At 62.6% G+C, this 14,434-nt stretch carries 9 protein-coding genes; all 9 read right to left on the reverse strand.

Annotated features, from left to right (window positions below; all coding sequences use genetic code 11):
* Nucleotides 1-14: 14 nt before the first annotated feature.
* Entirely contained in the window at nt 15-326 is a 312-nt protein-coding gene (gene rpsJ / locus THITHI_RS0106005; RefSeq protein ID WP_018232179.1) for a 30S ribosomal protein S10, read from the reverse strand.
* An 83-nt stretch (nt 327-409) separates the two neighbouring features.
* Complete coding sequence (gene tuf / locus THITHI_RS0106010) at nt 410-1,600, reverse strand: elongation factor Tu (RefSeq protein WP_018232180.1); 1,191 nt, start codon at nt 1,598-1,600, stop codon at nt 410-412.
* A gap of 33 nt (nt 1,601-1,633) precedes the next feature.
* A complete protein-coding gene (gene fusA, locus THITHI_RS0106015) occupies nt 1,634-3,727 on the reverse strand; it encodes an elongation factor G (protein ID WP_018232181.1) in 2,094 nt (697 codons plus the stop codon).
* A 39-nt stretch (nt 3,728-3,766) separates the two neighbouring features.
* Nucleotides 3,767-4,234 (reverse strand): 30S ribosomal protein S7, encoded by a 468-nt coding sequence (gene rpsG, locus THITHI_RS0106020; RefSeq protein WP_018232182.1) that lies wholly within the window; start codon nt 4,232-4,234, stop codon nt 3,767-3,769.
* 26 nt (nt 4,235-4,260) lie between these two features.
* The gene (gene rpsL / locus THITHI_RS0106025) at nt 4,261-4,638 is read right to left on the reverse strand and encodes a 30S ribosomal protein S12 (protein WP_012638885.1); all 378 of its coding nucleotides are present in this window, start codon (nt 4,636-4,638) and stop codon (nt 4,261-4,263) included.
* Between the two features lie 122 nt (nt 4,639-4,760).
* Entirely contained in the window at nt 4,761-8,960 is a 4,200-nt protein-coding gene (gene rpoC / locus THITHI_RS0106030) for a DNA-directed RNA polymerase subunit beta' (protein ID WP_018232183.1), read from the reverse strand.
* Between the two features lie 79 nt (nt 8,961-9,039).
* Nucleotides 9,040-13,116: a DNA-directed RNA polymerase subunit beta gene (gene rpoB, locus THITHI_RS0106035; protein ID WP_018232184.1), complete on the reverse strand. Its 4,077-nt coding sequence runs from the start codon at nt 13,114-13,116 to the stop codon at nt 9,040-9,042.
* 138 nt (nt 13,117-13,254) lie between these two features.
* Nucleotides 13,255-13,635 carry a 50S ribosomal protein L7/L12 gene (rplL, locus tag THITHI_RS0106040; RefSeq protein WP_018232185.1) on the reverse strand — a complete coding sequence of 127 codons (381 nt, stop codon included), beginning with the start codon at nt 13,633-13,635 and terminating at the stop codon, nt 13,255-13,257.
* A 47-nt stretch (nt 13,636-13,682) separates the two neighbouring features.
* Nucleotides 13,683-14,207 carry a 50S ribosomal protein L10 gene (gene rplJ / locus THITHI_RS0106045; RefSeq protein WP_026186102.1) on the reverse strand — a complete coding sequence of 175 codons (525 nt, stop codon included), beginning with the start codon at nt 14,205-14,207 and terminating at the stop codon, nt 13,683-13,685.
* Between the last annotated feature and the right edge of the window lie 227 nt (nt 14,208-14,434).

The raw sequence follows: 14,434 nt of genomic DNA on the forward strand, positions 1-14,434 counted from the left end.
CAGAAAAATTGCCGTTAGTTAAGCTTAATTTGCACGTCCACGCCTGCCGCCAGATCCAGCTTCATCAGGGCATCCACCGTCTTGTCCGTGGGGTCCATGATGTCCATGAGGCGCTTGTGGGTCCGGATCTCGTACTGGTCCCGGGCGTCCTTGTTGACGTGGGGGGACACCAGGATCGTAAAGCGCTCCATCTTGGTCGGCAGCGGGATCGGGCCCTTGACCCGGGCACCGGTACGCTTGGCCGTCTCCACGATCTCAGTGGCGGAACGGTCGATCAGCCGATGATCAAAGGCCTTGAGCCGGATGCGGATTCTCTGCTTTGCCATGTCTCGAATTCTCAGGTTAGGTGTCAGGTGTCAGGCGTGAGGCGTGGCTTTTACACCTCACCCCTCACGCCTGACCCCTTACGTCATTCAATAATCTTGGCGACAACGCCGGCGCCCACGGTGCGGCCGCCTTCGCGGATCGCGAAACGCAGACCGTCCTCCATGGCGATCGGGTTGATCAGCGACACCGTCATCTTCACGTTGTCACCCGGCATCACCATCTCCACACCCTCCGGCAGGTCCACCGAACCCGTCACGTCCGTGGTGCGGAAATAAAACTGCGGACGATATCCGTTGAAAAACGGCGTGTGACGACCACCCTCCTCCTTGGACAGCACATACACCTCCGCCTCAAACTTCGTGTGCGGCGTGATCGAACCGGGCTTGCACAGCACCTGACCACGCTCCACGTCATCGCGCTTCGTGCCGCGCAGCAGCACACCCACGTTGTCTCCCGCCTGACCCTGGTCCAGCAGCTTGCGGAACATCTCCACACCCGTGACCGTCGTCTTGACCGTATCCCGGATACCCACGATCTCGATCTCGTCGCCCACCTTCACGATCCCGCGCTCGATTCGACCCGTCACCACCGTGCCGCGACCGGAGATCGAGAACACATCCTCCACAGGCATCAAAAACGCACCGTCAATCGCACGCTCAGGCTCGGGAATAAAGCTGTCCAGCGCCTCGATCAGCTTGTCGATCGAGGGCGCGCCAATCTCGGACTCGTCGCCCTCCAGCGCCTTGAGCGCGGATCCCACAATGATCGGCGTATCATCACCCGGGAAATCATAGGACGACAGCAGATCACGAACCTCCATCTCCACCAGCTCCAGAAGCTCCGGATCGTCCACCATGTCCGCCTTGTTCATGTACACCACAATGTAGGGAACACCCACCTGGCGCGCCAGCAGAATGTGCTCGCGCGTCTGCGGCATCGGACCATCAGCCGCCGATACCACCAGGATCGCTCCGTCCATCTGCGCCGCACCAGTGATCATGTTCTTCACATAGTCGGCATGTCCCGGGCAGTCCACGTGCGCATAGTGGCGCGTGTCCGACTCGTACTCCACGTGCGCCGTGGCAATCGTGATCCCGCGCGCACGCTCCTCGGGGGCATTGTCAATCTGGTCGTAGGCACGAGACTCACCACCAAACTTCTTCGCCTGACACACCGTCAGCGCCGCCGTCAGCGTCGTCTTGCCATGGTCCACGTGACCAATGGTCCCTACGTTGACATGCGGCTTCTTACGCTCGAATTTTTCCTTGGACACGATGACAACCCCTTCTCGATGATTCGATTAGATTCAGGACGCCTTCTTGACGGCGTCAACCACTGTGGACGGCGCCTCGGCATACTTGGCAAACTCCATGGAGTAGGTGGCGCGCCCCTGGCTCATGGAACGCAGGGTGGTGGAGTAGCCGAACATCTCGGACAGCGGCACCTCGGCACGCAGGATCTTCAGCCCGTGGCTGTCGTCCATGCCCTGGATGATGCCGCGGCGGCGGTTCAGGTCGCCCATCACATCGCCCATGTAATCCTCGGGCGTCTCCACTTCCACCTTCATGATGGGTTCAAGCAGCACGGCGCCCGCCTTGAGCGCCCCTTCCTTGAAGCCCATGGAACCGGCGATCTTGAACGCCATCTCCGAGGAGTCCACGTCGTGGTAGGAGCCGTCGTACAGGGTCACCTTGACGTCCACCACGGGGAAACCCGCCAGCACACCGTTCTGCATCTGTTCCTGTACGCCCTTGTCCACGGCCGGGATGTACTCCTTGGGCACCACGCCGCCGACGATGGCGTTCTCGAACTCGTAGCCGGCGCCGGCCTCCCTGGGCTCGATGCGCAGCCAGACATGGCCATACTGGCCACGACCGCCGGACTGACGCACGAACTTGCCTTCCTGCTCCACGGTCTTGCGGATGGTCTCGCGGTAGGCCACCTGGGGCTTGCCCACGTTGGCGTCCACCTTGAACTCGCGCCTCATGCGATCAACGATGATCTCCAGGTGCAGTTCACCCATGCCGGAGATAATGGTCTGACCCGACTCCTCGTCCGTATGGACACGGAAGGAGGGGTCTTCCTGGGCCAGCTTGTTAAGCGCGATACCCATCTTCTCCTGGTCACCCTTGGTCTTGGGCTCCACGGCCACCGAGATCACCGGATCCGGGAACTCCATACGCTCAAGGATCACCGGCTTGTCGAGCGCGGACAGGGTGGTGCCGGTGCTGATGTCCTTCAGACCCACACAGGCGCCGATATCCCCGGCCCGCAACTCCTTGATTTCTTCCCGGTTGTTGGCGTGCATCTGCAGGATGCGCCCGACCCGCTCCTTGCCGCTGTTCTGGGAATTGTAGAGCGTGTCTCCCGAGTTCAGCACACCGGAATAGACGCGAATGAAGGTCAGGGTGCCCACGAAGGGGTCGGTGGCAATCTTGAAGGCCAGCGCCGAGAACGGCTCTTCATCGCCGGCACGGCGCTCCACGGGCTCCTCGGTATTGGCGTCCAGCCCCTTGATGGGGGGCACGTCGATGGGCGAGGGCATGTAGTCGATCACCGCGTCCAGCATGGCCTGTACGCCCTTGTTCTTGAAGGCCGTGCCGCACAGCATGGGCACAATCTCCAGGTCACAGGTACGCCGGCGCAGACCCTGCTTGATCTCCGCCTCGGAGAGATCGCCCTCTTCCAGATACTTGTTCATCAGCTCTTCGCTGGACTCGGCAGCGGCCTCGAGCATGTTCTCACGCCACTTCTCCGCGTCGGCCTGGAGTTCGGCCGGGATGTCCTTCATTTCGAAGGTGACGCCCAGATCCGCCTCGTTCCAGTAGATGGCCTTCATCTTGACCAGGTCCACCACGCCCTTGAAGTTCTCCTCGGCGCCGACGGGAATCTGGATCGGCACCGGGTTGGCGTGCAGGCGCAGGCGCATCTGGTCATGAACCTTGAAGAAGTCGGCGCCGGAGCGATCCATCTTGTTCACGAACGCAAGCCGCGGTACACCGTACTTGGTGGCCTGACGCCACACGGTCTCGGACTGCGGCTGCACGCCGCCCACGGCGCAATACACCATGCAGGCGCCGTCGAGTACGCGCATGGAACGCTCCACCTCAATGGTGAAGTCCACATGCCCCGGGGTATCAATGATATTGACGCGGTGCTCCGGGTACTGCTTGTCCATGCCGGACCAGAAGCAGGTGGTGGCCGCCGAGGTGATGGTGATACCCCGCTCCTGCTCCTGCTCCATCCAGTCCATGACGGCCGCGCCGTCATGGACCTCACCCACCTTGTGGGAAATGCCCGTGTAGAACAGCACGCGCTCCGTCGTCGTGGTCTTGCCGGCATCAATGTGCGCACTGATGCCGATGTTGCGGTATCGCTCGATGGGGGTTTTGCGTGCCACGGGGAAATCCTCGAAAATTCTGTGTCTGAAGCGGGTGCCTTACCAGCGGTAGTGCGAGAAGGCCTTGTTGGCCTCCGCCATACGGTGGGTGTCCTCGCGCTTCTTGACCGCGGAGCCCTTGCTGTCCGCGGCATCCATCAGTTCGCCGGCAAGCTTGAGCGCCATGGACTTTTCGCCGCGCTTGCGGGCGGCGTCCACGAGCCAGCGCATGGCCAGCGCATTCTGGCGCACCGAGCGCACCTCCACGGGCACCTGGTAGGTGGCACCGCCCACACGGCGGGACTTCACCTCCACCCGGGGGCGGACGTTGTCCAGGGCCTGCTCCAGCACCTGGATGCCGTCGCCCTTCTTGCTTTCGATCTGGGTCAGGGCGCCGTAGAGCACCTGCTCCGCCACGGACTTCTTGCCGTCCTTCATGACGGTATTGATGAACTTGGCGAGCAGATCGCTCTTGTACTTGGGATCGGGCAGGATCTGACGCTTGGGGGCTTCGCTTCTTCTGGACATGGTCTATGTACTCGGAAATCGGGCCGTCAGGCCTTCTTGGGGCGCTTGGCACCATACTTGGAGCGGGCCTGCTTGCGGTTCTGGACACCCTGGGTGTCCAAGCTGCCGCGCACCGTGTGGTAGCGCACACCCGGCAGGTCCTTTACACGGCCGCCACGGATCAGCACCACCGAATGCTCCTGAAGGTTGTGACCCTCGCCGCCGATGTAGCTGCTGACCTCGTAGCCGTTGGTCAAACGCACACGTGCCACCTTGCGAAGCGCCGAGTTCGGCTTTTTCGGGGTCGTGGTGTACACGCGCGTACACACGCCACGGCGCTGCGGACAGGCCTGCAGCGCTGGCACCGCGCTCTTTTCCACCTTCCGTTTGCGCGGCTTGCGCACCAACTGATTGATTGTTGCCATGAACTGTTTTCTCCTACCCAAAAACAACGACAGGCCGGACCGTACCGGCCTGTCGAGGGTGCGAAAGTTTAGGGAACAGGGCCGTCCGCTGTCAAGCTAAACGGCGGCCCGCCTTTACAGCACTACTCGGCCGGTGTACCGGTTTCCGCGTCGGCGGGGGCCTCCGCGAGCTCGGGGACATCCTGCACCATCATGGAGAAATCGCCCCCGTGGCGCTTGCGGCGCCGCTCCTTGTGGTATGCCAGGCCGGTACCTGCCGGGATCAGCCGGCCCACAATGACGTTTTCCTTCAGGCCCCGCAGGTCATCCCGGGCCCCGCGGGTGGCGGACTCGGTCAGCACCCGGGTGGTCTCCTGGAAGGAGGCCGCGGAGATAAAGGATTCGGTCACGAGCGATGCCTTGGTGATGCCCAGCAGCACCCGCTCGTACCTGGCCTGTTCCTTGTCGGGACCCAGGCGCTCGTGCTCTTCCATGACCCTGGCGCGGTCCACCTGCTCGCCGGTCAGGAACCGGGTGTCGCCCGGATCGGTGATCTCCACCTTGCGCAGCATCTGGCGGCAGATCACCTCGATGTGCTTGTCGTTGATCTTGACACCCTGCAGGCGGTAAACGTCCTGGATCTCCTTGACCATGTACTCGGCCAGCGGGGTGACGCCCAGCAGGCGCAGGATATCGTGGGGATTCGGCTCGCCATCGGCGATCACCTCGCCCTTCTCCACGTGCTCGCCCTCGAAGACGTTCACGTGCCGCCACTTGGGGATCAGCTCCTCGTGGGTATCGCCCTGGTCGTCGGTGATCACCAGGCGCTGCTTGCCCTTGGTGTCCTTGCCGAAGCTGACCGTGCCGGTACGCTCGGCCAGGATGGCGGGTTCCTTGGGCTTGCGGGCCTCGAAAAGATCGGCCACCCGGGGCAGACCGCCGGTGATATCGCGGGTCTTCGAGGACTCCTGGGGGATACGGGCCACCACGTCGCCAACCGCCACGGTGGCGCCGTCTTCCAGACTCATGATGGCCCCCGCGGGCAATGCGTAGTGAGCCGGGATGTCGGTGCCGGCCAGCTTGAGGTCCTTGCCCTTTTCGTCCACCAGACGGACCGTGGGACGCAGGTCCTTGCCGGCGGACCCGCGGGACTTGGGATCCATGACCACGGTCGAGGAAAGCCCGGTGATCTCGTCCACCTGCTTGTTGACGGTCACACCCTCGATGAAGTCGTTCAGCTGGATGCGCCCGGCCACCTCGGTGATGATCGGGTGGGTGTGCGGATCCCAGGTGGCCACCTCCTGCCCGGACTCCACGGTGTCACCGTCGTTGACCGAGATCACTGCACCATAAGGCACCTTGTATCGTTCACGTTCACGGCCCTGGTCATCGACGACACCCAGCTCGCCGGAACGGGACACGGCCACGAGGTTGCCCTGCTTGTTGGGCACCGTCTTGATGTTGTGCAGACGGATGATGCCCTTGGCCCGGGCGGAGATGGCGCTGATGGCCACCGACCGACTGGCGGCACCCCCGATGTGGAAGGTGCGCATGGTCAGCTGGGTGCCGGGCTCGCCGATGGACTGCGCGGCAATCACGCCGACCGCCTCGCCGTCATTGACCTGATGCCCGCGGGCAAGGTCACGGCCGTAGCACATGGAGCAGATGCCGTAGCGGGTCGCGCAGGAGATGGCGGAACGGACCACCACCTCGTCCACGCCGGACGCCTCCATGAGGTCGACTGCGTCCTCGTCCAGCAGGGTGCCGGCGGGCAACAGACTGGAACCATCGGCCATGATGATGTCCTGGGCCAATACGCGGCCAAGCACACGCTCGCGCAGCGGCTCCACCACGTCACCGCCCTCGATGATAGGCTTCAGAACGATACCCTTGTCGGTGCCGCAATCAACCTCGGTCACCACCAGGTCCTGGGCCACGTCCACCAGACGGCGGGTGAGATAACCGGAGTTGGCTGTCTTGAGCGCCGTGTCCGCCAGCCCCTTGCGCGCGCCGTGGGTAGAGATGAAGTACTGCAGCACGTTAAGCCCCTCACGGAAGTTGGCCGTGATGGGAGTCTCGATGATGGAACCGTCCGGCTTGGCCATCAGCCCGCGCATACCGGCCAACTGACGGATCTGGGCAGCGGAGCCTCGGGCACCGGAATCGGCCATCATGAAGATGGAGTTGAAAGACGGCTGCTTGACGGTGTTGCCCTCGGCATCCACCACCTCGTCCTTGCCCAGCTTGTCCATCATGGCCTTGGCCACCTGGTCATTGGTGTGCGACCAGATATCCACCACCTTGTTGTAGCGCTCCCCCTTGGTCACAAGGCCCGAGGCGTACTGATCCTCGATCTCCTTCACCTGGCCTTCCGCATTTGTGAGGATTCCGGTCTTCTCCTCGGGGATCACCATGTCGTTGATGCCGAAGGAAACGCCCGCACGGGTGGAATACTTGAAGCCCGTGTACATGAGCTGGTCGGCAAACACCACCGTCTCCTTGAGACCCACGCGCCGGTAGCAGGCATTGATGAGCCCGGAGATGGCCTTCTTGTTGAGATCGCGATTGACCAACTCGAAGGGAAGGCCGGCGGGCAGGATCTGCGAGAGCAAGGCGCGGCCCACGGTGGTCTTCACCCGGATGAAGCTTTCGCTCAGTTCTCCCTCATCGTTCGGAGTCACTTCACGAATGCGCACCTCGACCCGGGCATGCAGCTCCACCTGACCGGATTCATAGGCACGGTGAACTTCCTCTACGTCGGCGAAGTGCATGCCTTCGCCCCGGGCGTTCACCCGTTCCCGCGACATGTAGTAAAGCCCCAACACAATGTCCTGCGAAGGCACGATGATGGGATCACCATGGGCCGGGGAGAGGATGTTGTTGGTGGACATCATCAACGCACGGGCTTCCAGCTGCGCCTCCAGGGAGAGAGGCACGTGTACGGCCATCTGGTCACCGTCGAAGTCGGCGTTGAAGGCGGCGCACACCAGCGGGTGCAGCTGGATGGCCTTGCCCTCGATGAGCACCGGCTCGAAGGCCTGGATACCCAACCGGTGCAGGGTGGGCGCGCGGTTGAGCATCACCGGATGCTCGCGGATCACCTCGTCCAGGATATCCCACACTTCCGGGCCCTCCCGCTCCACCAGCTTCTTGGCGGCCTTGATGGTGGTCGCCAGGCCCCGGCGGTGCAGCTTGCCGAAGATAAACGGCTTGAACAGCTCCAGCGCCATCTTCTTGGGCAGGCCGCACTGATGCAGGCGCAGGGTCGGGCCCACCACGATCACGGAACGGCCGGAGTAGTCCACGCGCTTGCCCAGCAGGTTCTGGCGGAAACGGCCCTGCTTGCCCTTGATCATGTCGGCAAGCGACTTGAGCGGGCGCTTGTTGGTGCCGGTGATAGCCCGGCCACGGCGCCCGTTGTCCAACAGCGCGTCCACGGACTCCTGCAGCATGCGCTTCTCGTTACGCACGATGATGTCCGGGGCGTTGAGCTCCAGCAGGCGCTTCAGGCGGTTGTTGCGGTTGATCACCCGGCGGTAGAGATCGTTCAGGTCCGAGGTCGCGAACCGGCCACCGTCGAGCGGCACCAGCGGACGCAGGTCCGGGGGCAGCACGGGCAGGACCTTGAGGATCATCCACTCGGGCTTGTTGCCGGAATCCAGGAAGGATTCGATCAGCTTCAGGCGCTTGGCGATACGCTTGATCTTGGTCTCGGAACTGGTCTCGTTGACCTCCGTACGCAGCCTGGCCGCCTCGCTCTGAAGATCGATGGAAATCAGCAGTTCGTAGACCGCCTCGGCCCCCATGCGGGCGTCGAACTCATCCCCGTGCTCCTCGATGGCCTCCAGATACTGCTCGTCGGTGAGCAGCTGACCCCGCTCGAGCGTGGTCAGGCCAGGATCGATCACCACGAAGGCCTCAAAGTAGAGCACGCGTTCGATGTCACGCAGCGTCATGTCCAGCAACAGGCCGATGCGCGAGGGCAGGCTCTTCAAGAACCAGATGTGGGCCACGGGGCTGGCCAGCTCGATGTGGCCCATGCGCTCCCGGCGCACCTTGGTCTGAGTCACCTCCACGCCGCACTTCTCGCACACCACGCCACGGTGCTTGAGTCGCTTGTACTTGCCGCACAGGCACTCGTAGTCCTTGATCGGGCCGAAGATCTTGGCGCAGAAGAGACCGTCACGCTCAGGCTTGAAGGTACGGTAATTGATGGTTTCGGGCTTTTTCACCTCACCGAAGGACCAGGAGCGGATCAGCTCGGGCGAGGACAGCCCGATGCGGATGGCATCGAACTCTTCCACGTGGCCCTGCTGCTTCAAGAGATTGAGAAGGTCTTTCATGTAATCACCTCAATTCGGTAGGCGCGGTACGGTTTGCAGATCGGGGCCGGGATCGCCGGCCCCAGTACTGCCCCTACTGTTAGTCCTGTTCCAGCTCGATATTGATGGCCAGCGACCGGATCTCCTTCATGAGCACATTGAAGGACTCGGGGATGTTCGCCTCCATCCGGTGATCGCCGTCGACGATGTTCTTGTACATCTTGTTGCGGCCCTGCACATCGTCGGACTTGACCGTGAGCATCTCCTGCAGCGTGTACGCCGCACCGTAGGCCTCCAGCGCCCAGACCTCCATCTCGCCGAACCGCTGGCCGCCGAACTGCGCCTTGCCGCCCAACGGCTGCTGCGTGACCAGACTGTACGGTCCGGTGGAACGGGCATGCATCTTGTCATCCACCAGGTGGTTGAGCTTGAGCATGTGCATGTAGCCCACGGTCACGGGACGGTCGAAGGCATCGCCGGTTCGCCCGTCGAAGAGTGTGGTCTGCCCCGTCTCAGGCAGATCAGCGAGCTTGAGCATGGCCTTGATCTCGTCTTCCTCGGCGCCGTCGAACACAGGCGTCGCCATGGGCACACCCTTCTCCAGATTGGCGCACAACCTCAGGATCTCCTCATCGGAGAACCCGGAGAGATCCACCTTCCGGTCACGGTGGTTGTAGATCTTGTCCAGGAACTTGCGAAGTTCGTCGAGCTTCGCCTTGGCCTCGACCATGCGGGCGATCTTCTGCCCCAGGCCCTTGGCGGCCCAGCCCAGATGGGTCTCGAGCACCTGGCCCACGTTCATGCGTGATGGTACGCCGAGCGGGTTCAGCACGATGTCCACGGGGGTGCCGTCGTCCAGATAAGGCATGTCTTCCACGGGCACGATCATGGAGACCACACCCTTGTTGCCGTGGCGGCCGGCCATCTTGTCACCAGGCTGCATGCGACGCTTCACGGCCAGGTAGACCTTGACCATCTTCAGCACGCCCGGGGCGAGGTCATCACCGGCGGTGAGCTTCTCCTTCTGTTCCTTGAAGCGGGTCTCGAACGCCTCCTGCTGCTCCTTGAGCTGCGCGGCCATCCGCTCGATCTGCTCATTGACATCCTCGGTACGCATGCGTACCTCGAACCACTTCTCGCGGGGCACTTCGGTGAGGTAGGTCTTCGTCACCTTGGTGCCGTCCTTGAGCCTGTTGGGACCGCCGGCGGCCAGCTTGCCCACCAGCAGCTTCTCCACGCGGTCGTAGATATCATCCTCGTAGATGCGAAGCTGATCCTTCAGGTCCTTGCGCACCGCGGCCAGCGCCGCCTCCTCGATCTGCAGCGCCCGCTTGTCCTTCTCCACGCCGTCCCGGGTGAACACCCGCACATCGATCACGGTGCCTTCCATGCCGGAGGGGACCCGAAGCGAGGTATCCTTCACGTCGGAGGCCTTCTCGCCGAAGATGGCGCGCAGCAGCTTCTCCTCCGGGGTGAGCTGGGTCTCGCCCTTGGGCGTGACCTTGCCAACGAGGATATCGTTGGGCTTGACCTCGGCGCCCACGTATACGATGCCCGACTCGTCCAGTTTGGAGAGCAGGCTCTCGGAGACGTTGGGGATATCCGCGCTGATCTCCTCGGAACCAAGCTTGGTGTCACGGGCGACGCAGGTGAGTTCCTCGATGTGGATGGAGGTGAAGCGGTCTTCCTGCACCACCCGCTCGGAGATGAGGATCGAGTCCTCGAAGTTGTAGCCGTTCCAGGGCATGAACGCGACCATCATGTTCTGCCCCAGGGCCAGTTCGCCCAGATCAGTGGAGGAACCGTCGGCCAGCACGTCACCCCTGGCCAGCTCATCGCCCACATTCACCAGCGGACGCTGATTGATGCAGGTGTTCTGGTTGGACCGGGTGTACTTGGTCAGGTTGTAGATGTCCACGCCGGGTTCGCCGGGCTCGGTCTCGTCGTCGTTGACACGAACCACGATGCGGGCCGCGTCCACGGAGTCCACCACGCCGCCGCGACGGGCCACGATCGAGGAGCCCGAGTCAATGGCCACGGTGCGCTCAATACCGGTACCCACCACGGCGGTTTCGGCGCGCAGGCAGGGCACGGCCTGGCGCTGCATGTTCGAGCCCATCAGCGCACGGTTGGCGTCGTCGTGCTCCAGGAAGGGAATCAGCGCGGCGGCCACAGACACGATCTGCTTGGGCGAGATATCCATGAACTCGATCTTGTCCGGGGTGGACATGGTGAACTCATTGGCATGGCGGCACGACACCAGCGCATCCACCAGCCTGCCCTTGGGATCGAGGCTCGCGTTGGCCTGTGCGATGACGTACTGGCCTTCCTCGATGGCCGACAGGTACACGATCTCGTCGGTCACTTTGCCGTTGTGCACACGCCGGTAAGGGGTTTCAAGGAAACCGTATTCGTTGGTGCGCGCATACACCGCCAGCGAGTTGATGAGACCGATGTTCGGACCTTCCGGCGTCTCGATGGGGCAGACACGGCCATAGTGGGTCGGGTGTACATCGCGCACCTCGAAACCGGCCCGTTCACGGGTCAGACCGCCGGGACCCAGTGCCGAGATACGGCGCTTGTGAGTTACCTCGGAGAGCGGGTTGTTCTGATCCATGAACTGCGACAACTGGCTGGAGCCGAAGAACTCCTTCACCGCCGCAGCCACGGGCTTGGCGTTGATCAGTTCCTGGGGCATCAGGCCCTCGCTCTCGGCCACACTCAGGCGCTCCTTCACAGCACGTTCGACACGCACCAGGCCCACGCGGAATACATTCTCCGCCATTTCGCCCACGGAGCGGATACGGCGGTTGCCCAGATGGTCGATGTCGTCCACCTGCCCGTTGCCGTTGCGGATATCGATCAGCGTCTTCAGCACCGCCAGGATGTCATCCTGGTCCAGCACGCCGGAACCCGTGATCTCCTCGCGGCCCACCCGGCGGTTGAACTTCATGCGGCCCACCGCGGAGAGGTCGTAACGGTCCTCGGTGAAAAAGAGGTTGTTGAACAGATTCTCGGCCGCCTCCTTGGTGGGCGGCTCACCGGGACGCATCATGCGGTAGATCTCCACCTGGGCCTCAAGCTGGGACCGGGTGGGATCAATATTCAGGGTCGAGGAGATGTAAGGCCCGTGGTCCAGGTCATTGGTGTAGAGCGTGCGGAACGATTTGATTCCCGCGGCACGGATCTTCTTCAGCAACTCCTCGGACAGCTCGTCGTTGGCATTGGCGACCAGCTCACCGCTGTCGGTATCCACAACATTGTGGGCCAGCATCTTGCCAACCAGGTACTCGGCCGGCACGTCAATGGACTTGATGCCGGCGGCCTCCAACTCGCGCACGTGGCGGGCCGTAATGCGCCGACCGCTTTCCACAACGATCTTGTTCTTGATCTTGAAATCAAAGGCGGCCACTTCACCGCGCAGGCGCTCGGGGATCAGCTCCATGTCGAACCCGTCTTTGGTGAACTTTACGCCTGTTGTCTCAAAGAAGGTGTCGAGGATCTCCTCGGTCTCCATGCCCAGGGCGCGCAGCAGCACCGTCGCCGGCAGCTTGCGGCGGCGGTCGATGCGCACGAAGATGGAGTCCTTCGGGTCGAACTCGAAATCCAGCCATGACCCCCGGTAGGGAATCACGCGGGCATTGAACAACAGCTTTCCCGAGCTGTGGGTCTTGCCCTTGTCATGGTCGAAGAACACGCCGGGCGAGCGGTGCAGCTGGGAAACGATGACACGCTCGGTGCCGTTGATGACGAAGGTGCCGTTCTCGGTCATGAGCGGGAGTTCGCCCATGTAGACCTCCTGCTCCTTGATGTCCTTGACCGGACGGGAACCGGCAGGGGCATCCTTGTCGTAAATGACAAGGCGCAGCAGCACGCGCAGCGGCGCGGCATAGGTCAGGCCGCGAAGCTGGCACTCTTTGACGTCAAACACCGGCTTGCCCAGCCGGTAGCTCACATACTCGAGCTCAACGGTTCCGGAATAGCTTACAATCGGGAACACCGTCTTGAACGCCGCGTGCAATCCCACGTCCTGACGATCATCCTCGGCACGCTCGGCCTGAAGGAACTGGCTGTACGACTCCAGCTGGGTGGTCAACAGGTAAGGGACATCCAGGATCTGGGGGCGTTTGCCGAAATCCTTGCGAATGCGTTTCTTTTCGGTGTAGCTGTAAGCCATTGTGATTCCTCACACTAGAATCCGGTGCACGGCCGCTCGCGGGGACGAGCGTCGGTGCAAGCAGGAAGAGGCCGGCGGTGAAAACACCGCCAGCCTCCAAACGTCACGCGAATGTCTCGCGAAACAATTACTGACCAATTACTTGAGTTCGACGCTGGCCCCGGCTTCCTCCAGCTCCTTCTTGATCTTCTCGGCCTCTTCCTTGTTGGCGCCTTCCTTCACGGTGGAAGGGGCACCCTCGACCATATCCTTGGCTTCCTTCAGGCCCAGACCGGTGATGCCGCGCACCACCTTGATCACGCCAACCTTGTTGGCGCCGAAGCTGGTCATCACCACGTCGAACTCGTCCTTGGCCTCGGCGGCAGCCTCGCCACCGGCGGCGCCGGCCACGGGCGCGGCGGCCACGGCGGCGGCCGCGGACACGCCGAACTTCTCTTCCATGGCGGAGATCAGGTCAACGACCTCCAGCACGGTCATGTTGGAAATGGTTTCCAGAATGTCTTCTTTCGAAACAGCCATGATGCTCTCCTAATGGGTATTACCCGATTCAAATAATGCGGCAGCCGTCAGGCGCTCGCCTGCTTCTGATCGCGAATGGCGGCGACGGTACGAACCAGCTTGCCCGGAACCTCGTTGAGGGTGCGCGCGAACTTGTCGAGCGGGGCCCTCATCACAGCCATCAGCATGCTGATGGCCTGGTCACGGGTCGGCAGGCTCGCCAACCGTTCCAGCTCGCCGGGGCCGAGAAGCTGTCCACTCACGGACACCAGCTTGACCTCCAGCTTGCTGTGCTCCTTGGCGAAATCCTTCACCAGACGCGCGGCGGCACCGGGATCTTCCTGCGAGAAGGCGAGGACCAGCGGCCCCACGAATCCTTCCTGCATGCAGGCGAAATCGGTCCCTTCCACCGCGCGGCGGGCCAGGGAATTCTTCACCACCCTCAGATAGACGCCGGTGTCACGCGCCCTGGCGCGCAGCTCGGTCATCTCACTGACGGTGAGTCCGCGATACTCTGCAGCAACCGCGGAATAAGCACTCGCAGCCACCGCGGCGACTTCGGAGACAATTTGCTTCTTGTCTTCGAGATTCAGTGCCACGATACCTACCTCCTGTTTGACGACGGGGCCGAAACGCCACCGCCGCTGAGTCAACCGACCGGACCTGAAATCGGTCCGGTCACCTTACGGCGCCCCTCTGCAGGAAGTCCTGAATCGGGTGACACCGTCTGCGCAGGCCGGAAGCCCATTAAGCCGGGATCGTTTCCCGGCACCTGCGGTCTTGGACGGCTGCCGGAAGGATCGGAACCCCGCCGGCAGTC

This window comes from Thioalkalivibrio thiocyanodenitrificans ARhD 1, from assembly GCF_000378965.1.
Taxonomy (GTDB): domain Bacteria; phylum Pseudomonadota; class Gammaproteobacteria; order Ectothiorhodospirales; family Ectothiorhodospiraceae; genus Thioalkalivibrio_A; species Thioalkalivibrio_A thiocyanodenitrificans.